At 67.2% G+C, this 25457-nt stretch carries 10 protein-coding genes; 4 read left to right on the top strand and 6 right to left on the bottom strand.

Translation table 11 applies throughout. The features are described 5' to 3' along the window. Nucleotides 1–55: 55 nt before the first annotated feature. Complete coding sequence (gene gltB, locus BLQ71_RS14910; RefSeq protein WP_069207936.1) at nt 56–4591, top strand: glutamate synthase large subunit; 4536 nt, start codon at nt 56–58, stop codon at nt 4589–4591. Between the two features lie 250 nt (nt 4592–4841). Next, nucleotides 4842–5579 (top strand): monofunctional biosynthetic peptidoglycan transglycosylase, encoded by a 738-nt coding sequence (gene mtgA, locus BLQ71_RS14905; protein WP_074622294.1) that lies wholly within the window; start codon nt 4842–4844, stop codon nt 5577–5579. A 63-nt stretch (nt 5580–5642) separates the two neighbouring features. On the opposite strand, the gene BLQ71_RS14900 is transcribed toward mtgA, so the two are convergent. The 3 genes from BLQ71_RS14900 to BLQ71_RS14890 form a co-directional block, all read right to left on the bottom strand. Then, nucleotides 5643–16991 carry a DUF7933 domain-containing protein gene (locus tag BLQ71_RS14900; RefSeq protein WP_074622293.1) on the bottom strand — a complete coding sequence of 3783 codons (11349 nt, stop codon included), beginning with the start codon at nt 16989–16991 and terminating at the stop codon, nt 5643–5645. Between the two features lie 317 nt (nt 16992–17308). Beyond that, a complete protein-coding gene (locus BLQ71_RS14895; RefSeq protein ID WP_043142456.1) occupies nt 17309–18517 on the bottom strand; it encodes a type II secretion system F family protein in 1209 nt (402 codons plus the stop codon). Beyond that, nucleotides 18514–19986: a GspE/PulE family protein gene (locus tag BLQ71_RS14890; RefSeq protein WP_074622292.1), complete on the bottom strand. Its 1473-nt coding sequence runs from the start codon at nt 19984–19986 to the stop codon at nt 18514–18516. The genes BLQ71_RS14895 and BLQ71_RS14890 overlap by 4 nt, the downstream gene beginning before the upstream one ends. Nucleotides 19987–20222: 236 nt before the next feature. On the opposite strand from BLQ71_RS14890, the gene BLQ71_RS14885 reads away from it, so the two are divergent. Further along, nucleotides 20223–21155 carry a Hint domain-containing protein gene (locus BLQ71_RS14885; RefSeq protein ID WP_074622291.1) on the top strand — a complete coding sequence of 311 codons (933 nt, stop codon included), beginning with the start codon at nt 20223–20225 and terminating at the stop codon, nt 21153–21155. Between the two features lie 41 nt (nt 21156–21196). Here the strand turns inward: BLQ71_RS14885 and gspD are convergent, their stop codons facing one another. Both gspD and BLQ71_RS14875 read right to left on the bottom strand, forming a co-directional pair. Further along, the gene (gene gspD, locus BLQ71_RS14880; RefSeq protein ID WP_043142460.1) at nt 21197–23092 is read right to left on the bottom strand and encodes a type II secretion system secretin GspD; all 1896 of its coding nucleotides are present in this window, start codon (nt 23090–23092) and stop codon (nt 21197–21199) included. Nucleotides 23093–23247: 155 nt separating this feature from the next. Then, on the bottom strand, nt 23248–23721 hold the full coding sequence (locus tag BLQ71_RS14875; RefSeq protein ID WP_074622290.1) for a type II secretion system protein N: 474 nt from the start codon (nt 23719–23721) through the stop codon (nt 23248–23250). A 116-nt stretch (nt 23722–23837) separates the two neighbouring features. On the opposite strand from BLQ71_RS14875, the gene BLQ71_RS14870 reads away from it, so the two are divergent. Continuing rightward, complete coding sequence (locus BLQ71_RS14870) at nt 23838–24350, top strand: outer membrane protein assembly factor BamD (protein WP_074622289.1); 513 nt, start codon at nt 23838–23840, stop codon at nt 24348–24350. Nucleotides 24351–24357: 7 nt separating this feature from the next. On the opposite strand, the gene BLQ71_RS14865 is transcribed toward BLQ71_RS14870, so the two are convergent. After that, complete coding sequence (locus BLQ71_RS14865; RefSeq protein ID WP_175459242.1) at nt 24358–25344, bottom strand: DMT family transporter; 987 nt, start codon at nt 25342–25344, stop codon at nt 24358–24360. Nucleotides 25345–25457: the final 113 nt, after the last annotated feature.

Genomic DNA, 25457 nt, shown 5'->3' with positions numbered 1-25457 from the left:
CCATCACAGCGATGCCGGGCCGCGACGTGCGGTCCATGAACGGAGGGCTTGAGCCATGACCAAATACGATGCCGACTGGGTGCGGGCCGAGGAAGCCAAGCGCAAGTGGATGAGCGAAAACGGCATGTACCACGAGAGCGAAGAGCACAGCTCTTGCGGCGTGGGCCTTGTCGTGAACCTGGACGGGAAACCGTCGCGGCGCGTCGTCGAGGCGGGGATCACCGCGCTCAAGGCGATCTGGCACCGGGGTGCCGTGGACGCCGATGGCAAGACCGGCGACGGCGCGGGCATCCACGTCCAGATCCCGGCTCCCTTCTTTTACGACCAGGTGCTGCGCACCGGCCACACGCCGCGCCGCGACGAGATGATGGCCGTGGGCCAGGTCTTTCTGCCGCGCACCAACTTCGGCGCCCAGGAAGCCTGCCGGACGATCGTGGAGACCGAGGTCCTGCGCATGGGCCACTACATCTATGGCTGGCGCCACGTCCCGGTGAACGTCGACTGCCTGGGTGAAAAGGCCAACGCGACCCGCCCCGAGATCGAGCAGATCATCATCTCGAACGCCAAGGGCGTGGACGAGGAGACCTTTGAGCGCGAGCTTTACGTGATCCGGCGCCGGATCGAGAAGGCGGCGGCAGCGGCGGGGATCACCCAGCTGTACATCGCCTCGCTGTCCTGCCGGTCGATCATCTACAAGGGCATGATGCTGGCCGAGCAGGTCGCGGAATTCTATCCCGACCTCCAGGACGAGCGGTTTGAATCGGCCTTCGCGATCTACCACCAGCGCTATTCGACCAACACCTTCCCGCAGTGGTGGCTGGCGCAGCCGTTCCGGATGCTGGCCCACAACGGCGAGATCAACACGCTCAAGGGCAACACCAACTGGATGAAGAGCCACGAGATCCGGATGGCCTCGGGCGCCTTCGGGGACATGGCCGAGGACATCAAGCCGATCGTGCCCAATGGCTCGTCGGACTCGGCGGCGCTGGACGCGGTGTTCGAGGTGCTGGTGCGCGCCGGGCGCAACGCGCCGATGGCCAAGACGATGCTGGTGCCGGAAAGCTGGTCCAAGCAGGCGGTGGAACTCCCGCAGGCCTGGCGTGACATGTATTCCTACTGCAACTCGGTGATGGAGCCCTGGGACGGCCCCGCGGCACTGGCGATGACCGATGGCCGCTGGGTCTGTGGCGGGCTGGACCGCAACGGTCTGCGCCCGATGCGCTATGTCGTGACCGGCGACGGGATGCTGATCGCAGGCTCGGAAATCGGCATGGTGCCGACGGACGAGGCGACGGCGCGCGAAAAGGGCGCGCTGGGACCGGGCCAGTTGATCGCCGTCGACATGAAAGAGGGCAAGCTCTACCACGACGTCGAGATCAAGGACAAACTGGCCGCCGCGCAGCCTTTTGGCGACTGGGTCGGCAAGATCACCGAACTGGACGAGCCGCTGGCCGCCGTTACGGAAAAGCCGCTTTTCGAGGGCGCCGAATTGCGCCGCCGCCAGATCGCGGCAGGTTACACCGTCGAGGAGCTGGAACAGATCCTGGCGCCGATGGCCGAGGACGCCAAGGAAACGCTGGCCTCGATGGGTGATGACACGCCCTCGGCGGTCCTGTCCAAGAAGTACCGGCCGCTGAGCCACTACTTCCGCCAGAACTTCAGCCAGGTGACGAACCCGCCGATTGACAGCTTGCGCGAATTCCGGGTCATGAGCCTCAAGACCCGCTTCGGCAACCTCAAGAACGTGCTGGACGAGGACAGCAGCCAGACCGAGATCCTGGTGCTGGACAGCCCCTTTGTCGGCAACGCGCAGTTCGACGAGCTGAAGAACCATTTCAACGCGCCCTGCACAGAGATCGACTGTACCTTTGCCGCCGGTGAAGGCGCCCTGCGCGAGGGCCTGGCCCGCATCCGGGCCGAGGCCGAGGACGCGGTGCGCTCGGGCTCGGGCCACCTGATCCTGACCGACGAGCACAGCGGTCCGGGCCGGGTCGCGATGCCGATGATCCTGGCCACCAGCGCGGTGCACAGCCACCTGACGCGCAAGGGGCTGCGGACCTTCTGCTCGCTCAACGTGCGCTCGGCGGAATGCATCGACCCGCATTACTTCGCGGTGCTGATCGGGGCCGGCGCCACCATCGTGAACGCCTATCTGGCCGAGGACAGCCTGGCGGACCGCATCAACCGCGGCCTTCTGGACATGACCCTGACCGAGGCGGTGGCCCGCTACCGCGAAGCCATCGACCAGGGCCTGCTGAAAATCATGTCAAAGATGGGCATCTCGGTCATCTCTTCCTATCGCGGCGGCCTGAACTTCGAGGCCGTGGGGCTGAGCCGTGCCATGTGCGCGGAATACTTCCCCGGCATGATCTCGCGCATCTCGGGCATCGGGGTCAGCGGCATCCAGCACAAGGCGGAGCAGATCCACGCGCTGGCCTTTGAGCGCGGCCAGGACGTGCTGCCCATCGGCGGTTTCTACAAGGCGCGGAAATCCGGCGAGACCCACGCCTGGGGCGCGCAGACCATGCACCTGATGCAGGCCGCCTGCGACCGCGCCTCTTACGAGATGTGGAAGCAGTATTCGAACGCGATGCAGTCGAACCCGCCGATCCACCTGCGCGACCTGCTGGCGATCAAGCCGCTGGGCAAGGCGCTGCCGATCGAAGAGGTCGAAAGCATCACCTCGATCCGCAAGCGGTTCGTGACGCCGGGCATGTCTCTGGGCGCGCTGAGCCCCGAGGCGCACAAGACGCTCAACGTGGCCATGAACCGCATCGGCGCCAAGTCGGACAGTGGCGAAGGCGGCGAAGATCCGGCGCATTTCGTGCCCGAGCCCAACGGCGACAACCCCAGCGCCAAGATCAAGCAGGTGGCATCGGGCCGCTTTGGCGTCACCGCCGAGTACCTGAACCACTGCGAAGAGCTTGAAATCAAGGTGGCCCAGGGCGCCAAGCCCGGTGAGGGTGGCCAGCTGCCCGGCATGAAGGTCACCGACCTGATCGCGCGGCTGCGGCATTCGACCAAGGGCGTGACGCTGATCTCGCCGCCGCCGCACCACGACATCTACTCGATCGAGGACCTTGCGCAGTTGATCTACGACCTCAAGCAGATCAACCCGCGCTGCAAGGTGACGGTCAAGCTGGTTGCGTCGTCGGGCGTGGGCACCATTGCCGCCGGCGTGGCCAAGGCCGAGGCCGACGTGATCCTGATCTCGGGGCACAACGGCGGCACGGGCGCCAGCCCTGCCACCTCGATCAAATATGCCGGCCTGCCCTGGGAAATGGGTCTGACCGAGGCACACCAGGTCTTGGCGATGAACAACCTGCGCGAGCGGATCACGCTGCGCACGGACGGCGGCCTGCGGACCGGCCGGGACATCGTCATGGCCGCCATGATGGGCGCCGAGGAATACGGCATCGGCACCGCCGCGCTGATCGCGATGGGCTGTATCATGGTGCGCCAGTGCCAGTCGAACACCTGCCCGGTGGGCGTCTGCACCCAGGACGAATCCCTGCGCGCCAAGTTCACCGGCAATGCCGACAAGGTGGTGAACCTGATCACCTTCTACGCGCAGGAAGTGCGGGAAATCCTCGCCGAGATCGGCGCACGTTCGCTGGACGAGGTGATCGGCCGGGCCGACCTGCTGAGCCAGGTCAGCCGCGGGTCGGACCACCTGGACGACCTGGACCTGAACCCGCTGCTGATCCGTGTCGACGGGTCGGATGACATCGTCTACGACCGCAACAAGCCCCGCAACCCGGTGCGCGACACGCTGGACGCGGAAATCGTGCGGGACGGTCAGCGCTTCCTGGAAGACGGCGAAAAGATGCAGCTGTCCTACGCGGTGATGAACACGCACCGCACCGTGGGCACCCGCGTCAGCAGCCACATCGTGCAGAAATTCGGGATGCGCAACGCACTGCAGCCGAACCACCTGCACGTCAAGCTGACTGGCAGCGCCGGCCAGTCGCTGGGCGCCTTCGCGGCGCCGGGCCTCAAGATCGAGGTTTCGGGCGATGCCAACGACTATGTCGGCAAGGGCCTGTCGGGCGGTCTGATCGTCGTGCGTCCGCCGCTGGTCTCGCCGCTGAACGCGGCCGAGAACACGATCATCGGCAACACGGTGCTTTACGGCGCCACCGACGGGCACCTCTTCGCGGCGGGCCGCGCGGGCGAACGTTTCGCGGTGCGCAACTCGGGCGCCAAGGTGGTGATCGAGGGCTGCGGCTCGAACGGCTGTGAATACATGACCGGTGGCGTCGCGGTGATCCTGGGCAGCATCGGGGCCAACTTCGGCGCCGGGATGACCGGGGGCATGGCCTATATCTACGACCCCGAGGGCACGGCGCGGCAGATGATGAACATGGAAAGCCTCGTCACCTGCCCGGTCACCGTGACCGCCTGGGAAGACCAGCTGAAAGGCCTTATCGAGCGCCACGTCGAGGAAACCGCGAGCCGCAAGGGCAAGGACATCCTGCAGAACTGGGACCTGGAAAAGGATCATTTCGTGCAGGTCTGCCCGAAGGAGATGCTGAACAAGATCTCTCATCCGCTGGGGATCGAGGGCGACCTCGCGGTGCCGGCGGAATAAGGCGACAGGGGAACGGTCACGAAGGGGCCCGGTCACATCGACCGGGCCCTTTTCCGTCTTGGCAAGGTCGGACCGGGGGCGCTGCCCCCGGACCCCCGAGGTACTTGGAAAACCAAAGAAGGGCAGGAGGTGCGCCCGGGCTTCTTTGGTTTCGAAAATACCTCGGGGGAGTCGCGCCCTGGCGCGACGGGGGCAGAGCCCCCGCTTTCCGGAGATTGGCGCCGCCGCGCCGCTGGGGTAGAGATCAGGCATGGCGACCAAGGCGAAGAAACCGGCGCGCAAGCGCAAGACGAAGGGCAAGGCGGTGCAACGCCCCCGCCCGCTGGCCTTTCTGCGGCGCTGGCTCTTGCGGGCGTTGCTGGGCGCGACGGTGCTCGCGGTGCTGGTGGTGCTGCTGTTCCGGGTCATCAACCCGCCCGTCACCCATACCATCTGGTCCGAGGCGAGGCGTCTGGGCGGGGTGGAACGCACCTGGGTCGATGTGGACGGCATCGCGCCGGTGATGCTGCGCTCTGCCGTGGCGGCGGAGGACGCGAACTTCTGCACCCACTGGGGGTTCGACATGGGCGCGATCCGTGCTGCAATCGAGGATGGCGCGCGGCGCGGCGGCAGCACGATATCCCAGCAGGTGGTCAAGAACGTCTACCTCTGGCAGGCGCGCAGTTATCTCCGCAAGGCGCTGGAGGCTCTGATGACCCCGCTGGTCGAGGCGCTCTGGCCCAAGCGGCGTATCCTCGAGGTCTACCTGAACGTGGCCGAGTTCGACGAGGGGGTCTTTGGCGTGGACGCGGCGGCGCGACACTATTTCGGCGTGGCGCCAAGAGACCTGAGCCCGCGGCAGGCGGCCCTTCTGGCCGCTGTCCTGCCGAACCCCAAGGCGCGCGCGGCGGATCGGCCCAGTGCCGCGCTCAACCGGCGTGCACAGGCGATCATGGACGGTGCCGCGCTGATCGCGCAGGACGGCCGCGCCACCTGTTTCGAGAACTGAAAACGGCCCGGCGATGACCGCCGGGCCGTTTCCTGATCAGGTCGCTGATCGGACCGTCCTTCCTCAGAAGTCCAGCTGCAGCCCGTGTTCCAGTTGCAGTGTCTGCTGCGCCGGCATCGAGAGCCGCGTCACCACCGAGCCGAGACCATTGGCAATCGGGCGCTCGCGCTTGATGTTGAAGGTGAACCGGCGGGTTTCGTCGATCTGCTCGACATCCACCTCCAGCCCCCAGGTTAGACCGTTGGCGACATCCCGGCGTTCCACGGCCAAGGCCAGGCCCAGGCCACAGTCCGCCTCGTCCTCGTAGGAGGACAGGGTACAGGACAGGCGCGGCGTGAAGGCGGTGCGCATCTGGTCGGCCAAGGCCTCTGCCCCGCCGGGCGCGCCCAGGCTTTCGAAGCGGATTTCCGCCGTGGCGCGGGCGCCCTGGAAGTCATCCAGCCGGATCGCGCCGGTGTGGGTCAGGCCCATCTGGCGGGCCGTCACATCCGCGTCCCCTGCCCGTGCATAGGCCAGGTCGAGGCCGACGCGCGGTTTCATCACGAAGCCGTCGAATTCGCGCTGCCCCGAGATGCCGATACCCGCGAAACCGGCCAGGTAGCTGTAGTCGCCGGTTGCGTTGATCGGCGCGGTGGCCGCGTCAAAGTTGATGTCGAAACTGTGCCGTCCGGCGGCCCCGGCCATGTAGTAGTCCAGGAAGAGACCCTGTCCAAAGCCGCGGGCACCGTAGACACCGCCGTTGACACCGAACCCGTCGATCAAGCCGTCCCCCAGCCCGCGGACATCCGTCCGGCTGTAATAGCCGCCCAGGAAGTAGCCCGCGATGGAGGTGTCGCTGGTGAAGCGTTCCTTCTGCCAGGCGAACTGCAGCAGAGCCTGCACGCCCGTGTCCTCGGTCTTGTTCAGCGAGAAGGTCCCGTCGAGGATCTCTCGGCTGCCGGAGGCACAGTTGTAGCGATCGCTGCCGAAGGTGCCGTGCGCGTTGCCGGTGGCATCCTGGATCTGGATGCTGCCGTCGACGTCAAAGGCCTGAAGCGTACCACAGGGCAGGTCACGGCCCGCCTGCAGCCGATCCAGAGCGCCTTTTGCCATGCGGCTGAAGGCCCGCGACTGGGTGTCGATGGTTTCTGACAGGTCATCCTCGAGGATTTCCGTCAGCGGTTCGCGGATCTGGTCGACAAGGTCGTCGGTGATGGTCACGGCGGCCAGCGGCAGAGGCGCACCGTCATAGCGCGTATCCACCGAGGCCACGGTGGCCGTGGGCTGACAACTGTGCGTCCCTTCGACCTTTTCGTCGTCGATGGCCCGGATCGTCAGCGCCTGCGGCGTGGCGTAGTTGGCCGCGGTGAAGGTGATCGTGGCCGGGGCGACCGTACACTGGTTGTCGCCCGCAAAGCTGAGCGTGACCGGCGCGGTCGGCGCCCCCAGCAGGACGAAGGTCATGGTGGCATCGTCGCCGCCACCCTCGTTGGTGGTGAGATCGACATTGGTCACGGCGATATCCGCAAAGTCATCGTCGGCGATGGTCGCGGTCTGGGTCAGCGTGCTGCCCAGCAGGGTCGTCAGGTCCCCCGAGACCAGGCCGTTGACCGTCAGGACAACGGTTTCCGGGCCTTCGATGTCGCCGTCTTCCAGCACCGGAACGGTGATGGTGACCGAGAGGGCGCCTGCCGGGATCGTCGCCGTTCCCGACAGCGCGGTGAAATCCGCGCCCGAGGTGGCGGTTCCGCCGACGCTGTAGCTGACCACCGTATCCTGGGTCGAGACACGCGCCTGCGTCAGGGTGAAGGTCACGTCGGTGGGGGTGCCGGTATTGGCCTCTGCACCATCGGTGGCCGCGCTCAGCGTGACCGCGTTTTCGGCGCATTGGGTCATCGGGATGTTGTTGCCGATGACATAGGGATCCCCCGGTTCGATCACGAAGCTGGTGTAGAACGCCGGGTTGGCCGCCAGCGAGGTGTCCGCCAGGAAGCCGGTCGCGCCGTCCTCGGACGAGCCGATGACCCCGGGGTTCGACGGCAAGAGCGACGTCAGGTCCAGCGTGCCCGAAGAGGTGCGCGTGGTGCTGGGGATACCGACGGCGGTCGGATAGACCAGCGACATGCTATAGGTGCCGGGGCGCAGCGCGAACCACTGGAGTTCGCCCGTCGATCCGTCCCGGGTGATGTTGATGAAGTTCGTGGTGCCCAGCGTGCTGTTGGACCCCGATGGCCCGGTGACGGTGAACCCGCCGCCCGGGATGATACGGCCGTCATCCTCGCAGTAGAAATAGCCCTGCGGGTCGAAGTCCTGGTCATCGGGGATGCCATCGCCGTCACGGTCGCCGGTTTCGAACAGGTCCGGGATGCCGTCGCCATCCGCATCGGGCAGCGGGGTTGGGTTCGGTGTGCCGGTCAGGTCGGCGGTCACGGTGATCGGCGCGGCCGCGGTGGCGAGGTTGCCCGCCGCATCCGCCGCGGCGCCCGCATCGACCGAGATTTCCACCGGGCCGTCGTGGTCCGGCGTGACGGTAAAGCCGTAATCCGCACCGCTGCCGGTCAGCAGAGACGCCGTGCCGTTGGTGATCTGGACCGAGGTCAGGGCAAAGCCCGTCACGTCCTCGGAGAAGGTCAGCGTCACCGGGAAGGGATCGGCCTGTGCCTCCAGCGGTCCGGCCAGGGTGGCGGTCGGGATCTGGGCGTCCTTGACAGCGGTATCCGTGGCGTCGAGGCCGGTGTTGCCCGCCGGGTCGGTCAGGGCGACGGTCAGGGTCAGGGTGCCGTCGTTCAGCCCGCTGAGGTCCAGCCCGGCGACCTGGTCCGTCGCCGTGGCGATGGTGCCGGTGCCGGTGATGGGCGTACCGCCGCCGTCCGAGGTGATGGCATAGGTGAAGGTGGCGCCCACTTCGGCCCCGGCGAAGGTAAAGCCGACAGCCGCCTGGTTGGTGTTGTTCACCGGGTCCTGGTCGAAGGTCACGGCATAGCCGGCGGGCGCGGTGGCGTCCTTGGTGGCCGTGGCCGTGGCCTGCGGCGCCGGGTTGCCGGCGGCGTCCGAGGCATCTGCCGTAAGGGTCAGGCCCCCGTCGGAGAGGCCGGAAAGATCCAGCGTCATGGTCCAGGTGCCGGCACTTATGGTTGCGGTGCCGGTGACGCTGGTGCCGCCATCGCCGACCGCGACCGAAACCGGCGCGCCATCGGCCAGCCCGGTCGAGGTGCCCGAGACGACAACCGCGCCGGCCTCTGCCACGTTGATCACGCCGTCAGCCGTCAGCGGGATGTCGATGGTCAGCTCGGGCGCGGTGGCATCCTTGAGCGCCTCGTCCGTGGCGTCGAGGCCGGTATTGCCCGCCGGGTCGGTCAGGGCGACGGTCAAGGTCAGGGTGCCGTCGCTCAGCCCGCTGAGATCCAGCCCGGTGACCTGGTCCGTCGCCGTGGCGATGGTGCCGGTGCCGGTGACAGGCGCGCCGCCGCCGTCCGAGGTGATGGTGAAGGCATAGGTCGCCCCGACCTCGGCCCCGGCGAAGGTAAAGCCGGTGGCGGTCTCGTTGGCAACATTGACCGGATCGTCATCCAGCGTGGCGGTGTAGCCCGAGGGCGCAACCGTGTCCTTGGATGCGCTGGCGGTGGCCTGCGGCGCGGGGTTTCCTGCCGGGTCGGTGGCGTCGGCGGTGACGCTGAGCGCGCCATCGGAGAGGCTGGTCAGGTCCAGCGTGAGGGACCATGTGCCGCCGGTGACGCTGGCCGTGCCGGTGACGCTGCCGCTGGCGGCATCGGTGACCGCGATGGCCACGTCGGCGCCGTCGGGCAGGTCGCTGGAGGTGCCGGAGATCACGACCGTTGCCGCCTCGGCGGCGTTGATCACGTCATCGCCCTCGATCGGGGTGTCGATGGCCAGGACCGGGGCATTGGTATCCTTGGTCGCGGTTGCCGTCGCGGCCCCGCCGGTGTTGCCCTTGAAGTCGGTCAGCGTGACGCTCAGCGTCAGGGTGCCGTCCGCCAGGCCGGAGAGGTCAAGGCCCGTCACCTGCTGGGTCGCGCTGGTGATCGTGCCGGACCCGGTGACCGGCGTGCCGCCGCCATCGGAGGTGATGGTGTAGTCAAAGGTGACATCCGTCCCTGTCACGCCCGGCCCGACCTCTGCATCGGCAAAGGTAAAGCCGATCGCGGCTTGGTTGGCGATGTTCACCGGGTCCTGGTCAAAGCTCCCGGAATAGCCCGCCGGGGCGGTCGTATCCTTGAGGAAGGCGGTCGTCGCCGAAGAACTGTTGCCAGAGCTGTCGGTGACCTCGGCGGTCAGGGTGATGGTGCCGTCCGCCAGCCCGGAAAGGTCGAGCGCGCCGGACCAGCTGTGGAAGGCGCCGGGACCGGCGGTCAGGCCTGTGGTGACGGAGACGGAGCCCGCCGCGCCATCGGTGGCGGTGATGACCACCTGCACCGCGTCCGCCGCGTTCAGGGCGACGCCGGAGGCGGTGAATGCCGCCGCCTCGGCGGCGTTCACCGCGTTGGCATAGAGGCTGTCGGCCACGGTGGGATCGGGGTCCTGGATCTCGATCGAGGGGGCCAGCCCGTCCTTGGTGATCGTGGTCACGGCAGGAACCGCCGGGTTGCCCGCCGCGTCCGTGACATCGGCGGAGAGGTCATAGTCGCCGTCGGCCAGGGCCGAGATGTCGAAGCTCAGGCTGTAGGTGCCGCCGTTGACCGCAGCCTCGCGGTAGTAAACCGCCGCGCCGCCGGTATCGCGCAGGATCAGGCGCACGATGGTGCCGTCGACCACGCCCGTCGCCGTGCCGGAGACGGTGAAGGCCCCTGCCTCGGCGGTGTTGACGACGTCATCGCCCGCGATGGGCGTGTCGATGGTGACGGTCGGAATGCCCGTGTCCTTGCTCGCCGAGATGGAGGCCTGGGGCGCCGGGTTGCCTGCCGGGTCGGAGGCATCCGCGGTCACGGTCAACGGTCCGTCCGCCAGCCCCGAAAGATCCAGCGTGAGGGACCAGGCATTGCCCGTGATGGTCGCGGTTCCCGAGACGACGCCCGCGGCGCCATCGGAGACGGCGACGCTGACGACGGTGCCGTTCGGCAGATCGACCGACCCGCCGGAGACCGTCACCGAGGCGGCCTCGGCGGCGTTGACCACACCGTCACCGGCCAGCGGCGTGTCGATGGCCAGGGCGGTGGGCGCGGTTGCGTCCTTGGTCGTCGTGTCGGTGGCATCGGGGCCGACATTGGTGGCCGCGTCGGTCAGGACCACGGTCAGGGTCAGCGCGCCGTCCGGCAGGCTGCTGACGTCGATGCCGGTGATCGTGTCGGTCGCCGATACGATTGTGCCGCTGCCGGTCACGCTGCCGGCGCCGCCATCGGAGGTGATGGTATAGGCATAGTCCGCCCCCACTTCGGCCGCCGCGAAGCTAAAGCTGACCGCCGCCTGGTTGGCGATGTTTACCGGATCCTGATCGAAGGCCACGGTATAGCCGGTGGGTGCGGTAACGTCCTGCGCGGTGCCCGAGACGGTGATGTCATAGGGCGCCTCGTCCACGTCGTCATTGCCCAGCGAGAGGTCAAAGCTGAACGGCAGCGTCGTGGTCGGATCGGTCTGGATCGCCGTGGCGGGCGTGTAGAGAATGGTGATCGTGGTATCGCCGCCGATCGGCACGGTGGTTGCAAGCGGCCCGGTGACGCTGTCCACCACCACGTTGGTTTCGCCCGAGATCACAGGCGCGGCAGCCAGCGTAAGGGCATCGGTGCCGGTGTTCGAGACGGTCAGGACAAGGCTCTGCTGCGTGCCCGCGTCCAGCGTGCCCTGGTCAAGGGTGCCGCCGTCGGCCACGGCGCCGCCGATGGAGCCGCTCAGCCCGATCTCGGGGGTGATCACGGTCAGCGTGTCGGCGGCGGTGCCGGAGTTGCCCAGCACCGAGGTCAGGTCGCCCGTGGTGTTCACGAAGTCCCCGGCGGTCGCGGGGGTCACGTCGACGCTGACGGTACAGGTGGTCGGCGCCGGGACGGTGCCGCCGGTGTAGCTGATGCTGGAGGCCCCGGCAGTCGCGGTCAGCGTGCCGCCGGTACAGGTGGTCGAGGCATTGGGCGTCGCCGCCACCACCAGGTCCGCCGGCAGCGGATCGGTGAAATCGAGCCCGCTGGCGTCAAGGATGGAACCGCTGTTGTCGATGGTGAAGGTCAGGGTCGAGGACTGGCCCAGGTTGATCGTGTCGGGGGCAAAGACCTTGGTGAAGACGGGCTGCGGCACGACGGTCAGGGTCGCGTTCGCGGTGCCCGAGTTGCCCAGCGAGGAGGTCAGGTCACCGCTGGTGTTCACCTGGGCGCCCACTGCCGTGCCGGTCACGTTCACCGCGACGGTACAGGTGGCCCCGGCGGCAATGGATCCGCCGCTGTAGCTGATCGTGCCCGCGCCGCCCGTGGCGGTGATGGTGCCTCCGGTACAGGTGGTCGAGGCCGCCGGCGTCGCCGCGACCTGCACGCCCGCGGGCAGGTTGTCGGTGAAATCCAGCGCCGTGGCGTCGATGATCGAGGGGCTGTTGTCGATGGTGAAGGTCAGCGTGGTTTCAAAGCCCAGCGCGATGGCGGGGTCGGCGAAGCTCTTGGCGAAGACGGGTTGCGGCATCACGAAGAGGACATCGGTCGCCGGGCCGGAATTGCCCATCGAAGAGGTCAGGTCGCCGCTGGTGTTGGTGTAGTTGCCGGCCGCGGCCGCAACCACGTCGACCGCGATGGTACAGGCACCGCCCGCCAGCTGCTGGCCGCCGGTCAGCGAAATCGACCCGCTGCCCGCGTTGGCGGTCACGGTGCCAGAACAATTGTTCACGACATTCGGGCTGGAGGCGACGACCATGCCCGCCGGAAGGTTGTCGGTGAAGGTCAGGCCGGTGGCGTCCAGCGTCGCCGGGCGGTCATTGTCGATGGTGAAGGTCAGCGTGCTGACCTGGCCCGCACCCAGGGTGTCCGGAGCAAAGACCTTGGTAAAGGCGGGCGGCGGCACAACGGCCAGCGCGTCCGAGGCACTGCCCGAGTTGCCCAGGCTGGAGGTTAGATCCCCCGAGATGTTGTTCAGCAGGCCGGTGGTGGTCGCGGTCACGTCCACCTGGACCGTACAGATCGACGAGGCGGCGACCGTGCCGCCGGTATAGGAGATGGTCCCGCTGCCGCCGGTGGCGGTAATCGTGCCACCGGTACAGGTGGTCGAGGCATTGGGCGTCGCCGCGACCTCGGTCCCGGCGGGCAGGTTGTCGGTGAAGTCCAGCGCCGTGGCGGCCAGGATCGACTGGCTGTTGTCGATCTCGAAGACCAGCGTGGTCGAGAAACCGTCGGCAATCAGGCCGGGGGTGAATTCCTTGTCGAAACCGGGCTGCGGCACGATGGTCAGGTTTGCACCCGCGTTGCCGGAATTGCCGGCCGAAGAGGTCAGGTCGCCGGTCACATTCGCGACAGAACCAACCGCGGTGGCCAGCACGTCGACCGTGACGGTACAGGTGGCCCCGCCGGCGACGGTGCCGCCGGAATAGCTGACCGTGCCCGTCCCTTGCGTGGCGGTGAGGGTGCCGCCGGTACAGGTGGTCGCGGCATTGGCGGGCACGGCAACCAGCATCCCCGCGGGGAGGTTGTCGGTGACGTCCAGGCCGGTCGCCGCCAGCGATGCGCCGCTGTTGTCGATGGTCAGGGTCATCGTCGTGGTCTGGCTCAGCGCGATGGCGCTGGCGGCAAAGCTCTTGTCAAAGAGGGGCTGCGGCTCGGCCGTCAGCGTGTCCGACGCGGGGCCGGAATTGCCGCTGCTAGAGGTCAGGTCGCCGCTGGTGTTGACATGCGCGCCCGCCGTCGTGGGCGCGACGTCGACAGAGACGGTACAGGTCGCGCCAGCGGAAACGGTGCCGCCGGTATAGGTGATCGTCCCGCTGCCGCCGGTGGCGGTCAGCGTGCCGCCGGTACAGGTGGTCGAGGCATTGGGCGTGGCGGCCACCACGAGCCCGGCGGGCAGGTTGTCGGTGAAGTCGAGGCTGCTTGCCGCGAGGGTCGAGGCGCTGTTGTCGATGGTGAAGGTCAGCGTCGAGGCTTGCGACACGAAAACCGTGTCCGGTGCAAAGGACTTGGCAAAGGTCGGGGCGGGCTGAACGTCGAGATCTGCCGAGGCAGGCAGCGACGTGGCGATGCCGCCGACGAAAAGCTGGCTGGAGGTGTTGGTATAGGTGCCGGGCGCGGTCGCTGCGGGCACGTTGATGGTGGCGGTCAGAGTACAGGTTTGCCCCGCGTCGATGCTGCCCCCCGAGAAGGTCAGGATCGAGGTGCCGGTGAAACTGCCGCTGCCGCAAGCGGCGCTGGCCGACATCCCGGTCGCCGTCGCGCCGGACAGCATGGCGTCGAGGTCATCCGAGAACGATACATTGGACGCGCCGACCGCGCTGCTGTTGACGATGTCGAAGGTCAGGACCGCGCTGCCGCCTGCAACGGTGTCATCGTCGAAGGACTTGGCAAAGCCCAGCGCCAGCCCGGCACCGATGCTCAGCGTGTCGGTGGCCGCCGAGCCGGTGACGTTCAGGCCCGCGATTGTGCCCGTAGCGCCGCTGGTGGTGTTGACCGCCGTGCTCAGCGGCGTGGCCGCTGCGGGCACGGTGACCGCCAGTCCGATGGTGCAGCTGGACCCGGCGGCGAGCGAAATGTCCGATACATCGACCAGCGAGGTGCCCGTGCCGGTCAGGGTGGCGCCGCAGGTGTTGGACAGCGTGCTGTCATAAAGCGTCCCGGTGAGCATCGCGCCAAGGTCGTCGGTAAAGGCGACCGAGCTGGCGACGCGCGTCGTATCGAGGTTCGTCACGGTAAATTCCAGCGTGACCTGTTCGCCGGGTGCAACCGGATCGTCGGCAAAGCTCTTGGAAAGGCCGATCCGCTCGTTCTGCACCTCGAGCTGGGTGGCTGCGATGCCGGTCACGCCGAGGCTCGACACCAGGTTGTCGGTCACGGCGTTGTAGCTGCCGTCAGCGGTGCCTGCGGGGACCAGTACGTCCAGTTCGATCGTGCAGGTGGCGCCCGCCGCCACGGTGCCATTGCTGTAGCTGAGGACGGTTGCCGATCCCGCCAGCGTGCCGCCGCAGGTGTCGCTGACCGGGGTCAGGTTGGCCGTCACGTCCGGCGATCCGGGCAGGATAACGGCAAGGTTGTGGCCGAAGGCGATGGAGGTGACATCGCCTGCCGGGCTGGTGACGTTGGGGTTGGTGATCGTGTACCGCAAGGTGACGGTTTCACCCGCGATGGCCGGACCGTCCGGAAAGGCGACCTCGAAGAGCGGCAGCTGGCTGTCCGCGCCGGTCACGTCGATGCTGTCCGAAGCCGGGGTGTTCAGCAGAAGGGCCGCACCGGCGCCGTCGATGTTCGCGGTCAGGTCGCTGGTGGTGTTGGTATAGGTGCCGTCCGCCCCGGCCCCCAGCGTCACGGCGATGGTGGTGGTACAGCTGTCGTTGATCGCAACGGACCCGCCGGTGAATGTGACAGTGGATGTGCCGGCGATCGAGCTGAACCCGCATCCGTTGCTGACCACCAAGGCAGGGGTGGTGCCGCTCAGGAAGGCGTCGAGGTCGTCGGAAAAGCTGATGTCGGTGGCGGTCTGTTCACCGTTGGTCAGGGTGAAGTCGATGTTGACGACCGCGCCGGTCACGGCGGTGTCGTCCTGGAACACCTTGGAGAGCGAAAGCTGCACGTCACCCGCGCCCCAGGTAAAGGAGGCCAGCGCCGGGTCGCCAGCGGCTGCCTCGTTCGACAGGATCTCCATGCTCGGCGCGGAATAGGTGCCATTGCTCAGCGCGGAGCCGGTGTTGTAGGTGATCGTGAAGGAACAGCTTGCCCCGGCGGCAAGGCTGCCGCCGGTGTAGACGAAACCCGCAGAGGGCAGAGCCGGAAACGGCGGCGAAGGCAGGGTCGAATTCGGGATCGAGCTGAGCTGTCCGGTGCAATCGCCCGGAACCGCGAGTCCGGCGCCCAGAATCCCGACCGCGTTGCCCAGGCCGATGGCCTGTGCCGGCTCCGAGTTCAGCAGGTTGCTGTTGTCATCCGTGAATCCCAGGCCGCTGAGCGCGCTGCCGCCGTTGGGGTTGGTCAAGGTGTAGACCACATCGACCGTGGAATTCGGCAGCAGCGGGTCGCTCTGGAAAACCTTGGTCAGGACCGGGGGCAGCACCGCAGGGAGCGCCTCGACCGTCAGCGTGTCCTCGCCGAGCGCCGTGCCGACGCTGGGGACGCCGCCGATCGACGCGGTCGCTGCGCTGGTGGTGTTCACATAGGTGCCCGGCGCCGCCCCGCCCGGCACGTCCACCGTGACACTGAAACTGCAGGAGGCACCGGGGGCCAGCGTGCCGCCGGTGAGGGTCAGCAGGCCACTGCCGCTGAACGAAGACCCGGCGCCACAGGGCGCCGAGGGCAGGCCGGAGGCGACCGCGCCGCTCAGCATCGCGTCGAGGTCATCGGTGAAGGTGATGCCGGTGGCGGTGTCGAAGCGGTCATAGTTGGTCAGCGTGAAGTCCAGGGTGGTGCTGCCGCCGGGGGCCACCGGGTCGACGGCGAAGGACTTGACCACACCCACGCCCGCAGGCGCGGTCACTGTCAGGATATCGTGGCTGAAACCCGCGCTGAAGGAGCTGAAACCGCTAGAGTAGGTCAGTTCGCTTGACCTCAGTTCGAATTCGCCGGCGCCGGTTGCCAGCAGATCTACGGTCACGGTACAGGTGGAATTCGCTCCCACGCTGCCCGTGCTCAGGGCGATGCTGCCGCTCCCCGACGATGCCGTGACCAATGGGGGGCTGGCGGCGTTGCAGGTCGATGTTGCATTGGCCGGGTAGGCGACCTCAAGTCCCGACGGAAGCGTCTCGTTGAAAGCCATGAACGACAGCGCGGCGGCGTTCAAGCTGTTGTCGATCGTATAGGTGACAGTCGTGGTCTGGCCGATGTCCACCGTGCTGGGCGACAGGCTTTTGCTGAAGCCGGGGCGCGCGCTGTCGACCGTCAGGTCGGTCGCCAGCGACATCGAGCTGCCAACCGAGGAGGACAGGGTGATGGCCGGAAGCGTGTGTGCGCCCGGGACGCTGGACGTGACGCTGACGGTGATCGTGCAGCTGGCAAAGGTGCCGATGGAGGTATCCGAAAGCGAGACCGTCCCGCCTCCGTCCGGCGCGCTCAGAGTTCCGATGGCACAGGTGCCATCGTCAGAGGCAGAGCCGACAAGCGTCACCGAGGCCGGAAGAACGGCGGTGAAGGCGAGGTCGGTCACCGGCGTTGCGCCGCCGTTGGTGATCGTGAATGTCAGGTCCGAAACACCGCCGGGACCGATGGTCGAGGGCGAAAACTCGGTGTCGAATGTCGGTTGTGCCTGCGCCGCCGCTGGCGCCAGGGCCGCCATGAGCCAGAGCAGACCAACCCCAAGAACCCGCTGAATCGCCGACATACCGTGTTTCCCCTCGTCTCGTATCGGCCTTGCCAGTGCCAGGCGCCCGGAGCAGGGCGCAGCTTGGATCACGGCTGACCGATCTGTTCTGACACTTGCGTAGCCGAGCGGATTACGTCGGGAAAGGCTGCCGTACTGGCGACCGGGTGGATTCCGGCAAGCGAGGCGCGATGTGCGACTTTCTGGCGACACAAGCAGAGGCGAATCCACCCCAGCCCCGACAACCGATGATCAAAAGGTTAACCACACCAGCCTGTTGTGCCGAAGAGTTTAGGCATCACCCAAAGGGCATTTCAGCAACAACCGTGGATCCGGGCTCACGGGGCGACCAGGGTCTGCAGATCGAAGATCGGCAGGAGAACCGACAGGACGATCACCAGCACCATTGCCCCCACCACCATCATCAGCGCCGGTTCCATCAGCGCCGCGATCCTCTTGCGCCGGGTCGACAGGCCGTTTTCGACCAAGGCCGCCGCACGCCCCGCCATCCGCGCCAGCCGGGCCGAGACCTCTCCGGCGCCGATCAGCTGGCGTGCAACGGGTGGCACGAAACTGAGCGCCGCAAGCGCATCGGACAGGGATTCCCCGGCACGGACCGCCGTGGCGACCTGGTCCGCCTCGATGCGGAACCGGGTGATGGTCAGGACCGATCCGGCGCTGTCCACCGCGATGGGCACCGTGTGGCGTGCCTCCAACACCAGCGCCAGCGTGCGCAGGTATTGCACCGCCGCCGCCTGCCGGATCAGCCCGCCCACCAGCGGCAGGCGCAGCAACAACCTGTCCCGCCTCTCTCGCAGGGCGGCGATGCGCCCACTCATCAGCGCCAGCCCCAAAATCCCCAGCGCAACGGCGGTCAGCAGCGGCCACTGCCCTTCGACCCAGCGGGCAAAGCCCATCATGACACGCGTCAGGTCGGGCAAGGGGCGGCCCGAGGTTTCAAAGAGCGCCACGATCTCGGGCGCGACGGTCACGAAAAGCACCCCGGCCACCAAAACGGAGACGACAGCCACGAAGGCCGGGTAGACAAGGGCCGATCCCAGCTGCGCCCGGTCGCTGCGGGCGGTCTCAAGGTGGTCGGCCAGGCTGTTGAAGACGCTGGACAATTCCCCTGCCCTTTCACCTGCCTGCACGGCGGCGAGGTAATAGCGGGGAAAGCCCGCGCCGCTGTGCTCCAGCGCCCGCGACAGCGGCTCTCCTTCCAGCAGGGCGGCCTGCGCGCGCGCCACCACCAGGTCCAGCGCCGCCGTGCTGCCGGCGCTTTTCAGCGTGCCCAGCGCCGCGTCCACGGCCATTTCGGCCCCAAGCAGAACCGCCATCTGGCGGGTGAACACCGCCTGCAGGTCGCGCGACAGCCGCGCCCGGCCCAGCAACGGCCCCCGCGCACCGCGTGTCCGCGCCGTCAGTTCGGAAACATAAAGCCCCTGCGCCTTGAGCTGGTCTGAGGCATGAGCCTCTGTCTCTGCCACCAGCGTGCCGGACTTGCGCCGCCCCTCGGCCGTGTAGGCGGTATAGGCAAAGGCCCTCACACGCCGTCCCCGACCACGCGCAGCGCCTCTGCCAGGCTGGTTTGCCCGGCGGATACGGCCCGCAAAGCCTGACCAATCAATCTGTCACGCGGAGGCAGTGCCTGTTGCCAGAGTGCGCCTTCCCCCGCGCCGTGATTGATCGCCTCGCGCAGGTCCTCGCCCACTTCGAGGATTTCGAAGATGCCAAGGCGCCCGGCATAGCCGGTGCCGTTGCAGGCGTCGCAGCCCTGCGCATCGTGCAAAGCCGTGGGCAGGGGCAGGTCCGCGCGGTCGAACTGTGCCGCCTCGCTGGAGGACGGCGCGTGCGACCTGCGGCAGTCGGGGCAGAGCCGGCGCAAGAGCCGCTGCGCAATGACCCCGCGCAGGGTGGCGGCGATCAGGAAGTTTTCCAGCCCCAGGTCGCGCAGCCGCACCACGGCGGCCACGGAACTGTTGGCGTGCAGCGATGAAAACACCAGGTGCCCGGTCAGCGCCGCCTGCGCGGCCGTGCTGGCGGTTTCGGTGTCGCGGATCTCGCCCACCAGGATCACGTCCGGGTCCTGCCGCAGCGTGGCGCGCAGCCCGGCGGCAAAGCTCATGCCGATTTCGGCGTTGATCTGGGTCTGGCTGATGCCGGTCAGGTCGTATTCGATCGGGTCCTCGACCGTGACGATATTGCGTTCCTCGCGGTCGGCCAGTTTCAGCAGGGAATAAAGCGTTGTCGTCTTGCCCGCGCCCGTCGGCCCGGTGGCCAGGATGATCCCGTTGGGCGTGGCGGCCAGCCGTTCCAGCAAGGCGATCTGACCCGCGTCCAGCCCTAATCGGTCCAGCGGCATCAGCCCCGCCGCCCGGTCGAGGATCCGCAGAACGATGCGTTCGCCGTAGTTGCCGGGCAGTGAACTGACCCGCGTGTCGATCATCCGCCCGCCCAGGCGCAGCGGGATGCGCCCGTCCTGCGGCAGGCGGGTTTCGGCGATGTCCAGCCCTGCCATGACCTTGAGCCGCGAAACCACGCGTTTCACAGGCACGTCGGCGCGGTCCATCACGGTTTTCAGGAACCCGTCCAGGCGCATCCGCGCCCGCAACCCGCCCTCGTGCGGTTCGATATGCAGGTCGGAAGCGCCGTCCAGAACCGCCTGCCGCAAGAGCTGGTTTACCAACTGGATCACAGGCGCTTCCTCGGCATCCTCCAGAAGGTCGCGGCCGCGCTTATCGGTGGCGGTATCGACAAGATCGAAGGTCACGCCTTGCACCTCGCCCTCGCGGGCGCCGGAATGGTAGAGCCGCGCCAGCACCGCCTCGAAGCCCGTTGCATCCTCTCGGTCAAGCGGCGCGTTCAGTCCCGCGCGGCGCTGAGCCTCGCGCAAGCCCATCACCGAGGCCCCCGGCCCCGCAACCACGCGCCCGCCCTCCAGCGCCACGCCATGATCGCGCGCAAAGGCGTAGGGCAGCGGGACAGCAGCGACGGAAGGCGGGTGATCTTCTGGCATCCCGGTCGGGCCTTTCTTTCGGCGTGGCAAGGGTCCGTCCCTTTGTGCCCTCAAGACCGTCCCCCTCGCAACGTCCTTTCCCGCTGGCGCCCATATCCGAGAACGCGACAGAAAAAGGTTAACGGACATACATGTTTTACTGTATGCCGGACCGGTAGTGAAATGCCGGCTCTGGCTCCCGTTCAGCCAGAACGCCGCGATGCGGCCCCCGGCAGGTATCAGTAACGAGGAATATTATGGCCACATATGACGCGGGAACATACTTCATTTACCAGTTGGATTCAGGAACGACCTACGATTTCCTCGAACAGAACTTCTCAAGTCCGTATACCTACGATGACACGGAGGCGGACAACACCTTTGAGGTCGGTGACGACATCAACGACAATGCCATCGTCACCACCTTCCTGGGAACCTTGACCGTACCGTTGAACGGCGGCGGCACGGTCGAGGCGATGGTCGCGGACTTCAGTTCCGTGAGCAGCAGCCAGCGCGTGTTGATCCTGCCGGAAGGGGTCCCGCCTGCATATGTAACCTTGCCCGACAGTATCGATCTCGACACTCTGGACACCAGCGATTTCGTGACCTGCTTTGCCGCGGGCACGGGGATTGCAACCGCCCTTGGGGATCGGCCGGTCGAAACGCTGCGCATCGGGGACAAGATCACCACGGCGGACGGCCGACAGGTTCCCGTCAAGTGGATCGGATGCCAGACGATCCTGACACGGTTCAGGGGCGACCGCGCCCGGATGATCCGAATTCGCAAGGGCGCCCTGGCCGAGGGGCTGCCACACAGCGACCTGACCGTGACCGGCGATCACGGGATGGTGCTGGACGGATATGTTGTGAATGCCTCGGCCCTGGTGAACGGTCATTCGATCTGCCAGGTGCCCCTGGCGGAACTGCCCGCGCAGTTCACGGTCTACCATGTCGAAACCGAGGCGCATGACGTCATCCTGGCCAATGGCGCGGCAACGGAAACCTTCGTCGATTACGCCGCCCGCAGCCGCTTTGACAACCACGCCGAATACCGGGCGCTTTATGGTGAAGAAAGCGCCATCCCCGAGATGGCCATGCCACGGATCAGCGCCGCCCGCCTGCTGCCCGACCACCTGCGTGTCAGGCTTGGGCGCCGTATCGAGGTGCTGACGAAACCCGCCGCCGCCTGAGAGCGGCGACAGGTTTCCGAGGCACACCTACGAGAGAGAACCTAATATTTTCCGTTGAATTTCAGTCGGCTGGGCAGCGGCGGATAGTTCTTGCTCCGCGCTGCCTTGTCGATGAAGGTCTCGTCGAAGGGCTGGTTCAGGTCGGCGCCGTCAAAGGGCAGCGCGCCCAGCGGGGTCTGGGGAAAGCGCGTGCTGTCCTCGGGCTGGATCGCCAGGCTGGCCCGTTGCGCCTCGCGCGCCAGTTCACGGGTCAGGCGCGTCGCCTCGCGGTCGGAACTGACGATCCGGGGCCGCAGCATGACCAGCAGGACACGCTGGTTCTTGGACCCGGACTTGCCCCGGAACAGCCCACCCACGATGGGCAGCTTGGACACGCCCGGCACCCGCTGCGCGTTGGAGCCAAAGCCGTTTTCCAACAGCCCGCCCAGCATGATCACGTTGCCGTCGCGCACCAGGACGGTGGTGGACAGCGCGCGTTTGGCTGTGATCTCTCCGCCCGCCGAGGAGGTAGCATTGGTCAGGTTCGACACCTCCTGCTTGATCACCAGCCGCACGGTGCCGTCGGCGTTGATCTGCGGGGTCACGTTCAGGGTCAGGCCCACGTCCTGGCGTTCGATGGTCTGGAACGGCTCCTGAACGGCGCCCTGCCCCACCTGGGTGAACTGGCCGGTGACAAAGGGCACGTTCTGGGCCACCACGATCTCGGCCTCCTGCCCGTTCAGGGTCAGGATCGAGGGGGTGGAGAGCAGCCGCGTACTGCGGGTTTCGGCGATGGCGGTCAGCAGTCCCGCGATGCCGGTGCGGGAATCCCCGGCCCGGCCACCGATCACGCCGCCGTTGCCCGGATTGGGCGCGTCGCCGTTCAGGACCGTGGACACGAGGCTGGTCAGGCTGGGCCGGCCTTCCAGCGCGAATTGAACGCCGCCGACGATGGCGTCGTTCAGGATCGCGCCGAACTGGACCGAAAGGTCGGCAAAGCCATCGACCGACATTTCAAAGATCACCGCCTCGACCAGCACCTGGGTCGGGCGGCGATCGAGGTGCTGCACCATCGCGACGATTTCATGCATCCGGTCGGCAGGGGCGGAAATCAGCAGAGAGTTGGTGCCCGGTTCCGGCACGATGCGGATCTGCCCGCCGGAGCCGTCGCCCTGGAAACTGCGCAACACGACATCGGCCAAGCTGGCCGCCTGGGCATAGTTGACCTGCACCACCCGGCTTTGCTGGCTGTTGCGCTGCGCGTCCAGCCGTCCGGCCAGCACCCGCACCTGTTCGCGCAGCGATTGCGGCCCCAGCACCAGAAGCGCGTTGGACCGCGCATCGACGCTGACGCTGGCGCCATCGGGGACGATGCCCATCGACTGGATCACCTGCAACACCTCGCGCGCGTCGGCATTGCGCAGCCGTATCATCTCGATCGGCTCCGAGCGGGGCTGGTCGAGTTCCGAGATCAGTGCCTGGATGCGGCGATGGTTGCCAGCACGGTCGGACAGGATGATCAACCGCGCGTCGGGCACGGTGGAAATCACCGCCTCGGAAGGTAGCAGGGGGCGCACCACGTCCACCACCTCTGACACCGGGATGTGATTGACCCGGATCACCCGGGTTTCATAGACACCGGACCCGGCGACACCGGGCGACAGCTCGCGCGCGGTGGTCAGCGGGACGATACGGTCTGCATCGACACCCTTGACGATGGTCAGGCGGTTGACCTCGAGCACGTTGAGAAAGATCTCATACAGGGCGGCGGGGGTGACGTTTTCCGGCGCCAGCACGGTCACGGTGCCGCGCACGCCGGGGTCGATGACGAAATTCCGGTTCGTGGCCTCGGACACGATTTCCACGAAACTGCGCAGGTCTGCATCCCGCAGGTCCAGCGCGCCCTGTGCGCGGGTCAGCCCGGGGACCGTCACCAGGATTGCTAGGAGTAGCGCCACGCACCACGACCGGACCCACCCGGGGCCGGCCCTGTCGACCGAAGTTCCTGCCCGCACTTTCGTGCCCTCTCGATTATGTTCTTGCCGCGTGTTTCGCGGTCATTTCGGGCAACATACCGCGAAACACGCGGCTTGTCTCCCCCCGGGTGGCGGGCTCAGTCGGTGAAGGCCAGGAAGGCGGGCGCGCCGTGATTGTCCAGCCTTATGCCCCCCGCCTCGATGGCGGTGACGGTGATGCCGTCGGCCAGGGTATCGCCCACGCGCATCAGCCGCTCTCCGGTGGGATGCGAGACGATGGCCCAGCTGCTGTCGCCGTTGCTGACCACGCCTTTCAGCGCAAAGCCGAGGCTGTCGATGGGGGGCGCGGGCGGCTGCGGTTCGTCCACGACGGGCGGTGAGGGCGGCTTCGGCGGCTGCGGTTCCGGTGGCTTGTAGCTGCCAAACAGCGAGGGCCAGCGCATCGGCGGCTGCGGTTGGGGCAGGTCCAGCGCCAGCCCCGTGTCCGGCGTGGCCGAGGGCGCCGCGCGGGGCGCGGGCAGCGGGTCCTGCAGCGTGCTGTACAGGGTGTTCCCGGCCCAGATCGCGGCGGCCAGGGTCAGCGGAGTCAGGAGCCAGGCCAGCCAGCGCATCACGGTTTTCCATCCATCCCACGGGCGGGCTTGGGTTTTCGTGGACGCCGCCCCCGGTCAGGTGGTATCATGACCGTCGATCAAGGCAAACCTTGGCGACGTTGAGGACAGAGCAGATGATGATGGGACGGGTGATGCCGGCGCTGATGGCGCTTGGCGTGATGTTGCCGCTGGCGGCTTGTGACACCGCAGAGGGCAACGCTTCGGGCTTTCGCAAGAATTATTTCGTGGCGCGCTCGGCGCTTGAAGAGGGCGACTACGGCCAGGCCAACCGACAGTATGCCAGGCTGATGAGCAGCGCGGGGCCCTTCCTGCCGCGGATTCAGCTGGAATACGCGCACAGCCTCTTGCGTGCCGGAGACTATGCCCAGGCCGCCGATCTGGCCGAGGGCATGGCCATGAGCAGCGAGGGCGCGGCCAGTGCCGCGGCGCTGGCGGTCGCGGCCACGGCCCGGCACGAACTGGGGCTGGCGGCACTGGCACAGGGCGACCGGCAGGGCGGCAAGGCCCAGCTGGAGCGCGCCCAGGTGGCGATGACACAGGTGCTGGACACCCACCCCGAGCTTGATCCGCTGGGATCGCTCGCCGGGAGACAGGCCAGCATCGCGGTACGGCTGCGGGCGCTCTGAACGGTTGTCAGCGGCGCCCCCAGCGGGCGCGGCGCCCCGGCGTGGGTCGGGCCTTGGCCTGTTCGCGCAGGAAGACGAAGACACCGGCGCCGATGATCAGCACGCAACCGGCCCAGGTTGCCGCGACCGGCCATTCCCCGAAGATCATCCATCCCCAGAGGATCGCCAGCGGCAGGCCGATGTATTCGAAGGGCGCGATGGTCGCCGCGTCGGCAAGCCGGTAGGCCGCGCTGAGGCAATAGCCCACCACGCCCGAACAGATCCCCAGCCCCAGGAACACCAGCCAATCGTCCGGCGAGGGCCAGACCCAGGCCCGCAACAGGAAGATGAGGCTTTCGTTTGTCACGCCCTCTGCATAGCGCCCGTCGCCCGCGACAAGGTAGAACACCGCCGAGACCATCAGGAAGGTGCCCTGGATATAGACCGCCAGCGCCGAGGCCCGCGTCGTCATCCCCAGCCGCCGGGTCAGCACCTGCATCAGTGCGTAGAAACCCGCCGCGATCACCGGCAGCAGCATGACAAGGCGTGACACCGACAGGTCGGCCTTCCACGGTTCCTGCATGATGATCACCCCGGCAAAGCCCACCACGACCGCGCCGATCCGCAGCGGCCCCACCTTTTCCCCCAGGATCGGGATCGACAGCAGCGTGATCATCAGCGGCGCGACAAAGAACAGCGCCGTCGCCTGCCCCAGCGGCAGCACCGCCAGCGCGCAGAAATAGGTCATGTTCGCAGCAACCACGAGCAACCCGCGCAAGAGGTGCAGGCCCGGCGTCGCGGTCCGGAGCAGGCCCAGCCCGCCCTCGGCAAAGACGAACCCGAAGGTAAAGACCAACCCGATGGCAGAGCGGGTAAAGACCATCTGGTGCAGCGGATAGCCGCCCGACAGGACCTTGATCAGCATGTCGTTGACGGAAATCGCGAGGATTCCGAGACAGATATAGAAGATGCCCAGCGCGGGGCGGTTGATCGCGGCGGTCGTGATGGAGGTCATGCAAAGGGCTTAGAACGCGGGGACCGGGGGTGCCAGTCTGTTTGCGACATGCATGTGCCCTATGCATTTCTGCTCAATTGCGCATCACGTCATGACGTTTAGGTTGCAGGCGT

It is taken from the genome of Antarctobacter albus (genome assembly GCF_900101505.1).
Classification (GTDB): domain Bacteria; phylum Pseudomonadota; class Alphaproteobacteria; order Rhodobacterales; family Rhodobacteraceae; genus Antarctobacter; species Antarctobacter albus.
Note: the sequence above shows the minus strand (reverse complement) of the source record. Positions and strands in the feature narration are given on the sequence as shown.

Coding starts and splice junctions, on each gene's coding strand:
- gltB (WP_069207936.1), top strand. CDS start 56: ATGACCAAATACGATGCCGACTGGGTGCGGGCCGAGGAAGCCAAGCGC.
- mtgA (WP_074622294.1), top strand. CDS start 4,842: ATGGCGACCAAGGCGAAGAAACCGGCGCGCAAGCGCAAGACGAAGGGC.
- BLQ71_RS14900 (WP_074622293.1), bottom strand. CDS start 16,991: ATGTCGGCGATTCAGCGGGTTCTTGGGGTTGGTCTGCTCTGGCTCATG.
- BLQ71_RS14890 (WP_074622292.1), bottom strand. CDS start 19,986: ATGCCAGAAGATCACCCGCCTTCCGTCGCTGCTGTCCCGCTGCCCTAC.
- BLQ71_RS14885 (WP_074622291.1), top strand. CDS start 20,223: ATGGCCACATATGACGCGGGAACATACTTCATTTACCAGTTGGATTCA.
- BLQ71_RS14875 (WP_074622290.1), bottom strand. CDS start 23,721: ATGCGCTGGCTGGCCTGGCTCCTGACTCCGCTGACCCTGGCCGCCGCG.
- BLQ71_RS14870 (WP_074622289.1), top strand. CDS start 23,838: ATGATGATGGGACGGGTGATGCCGGCGCTGATGGCGCTTGGCGTGATG.
- BLQ71_RS14865 (WP_175459242.1), bottom strand. CDS start 25,344: ATGACCTCCATCACGACCGCCGCGATCAACCGCCCCGCGCTGGGCATC.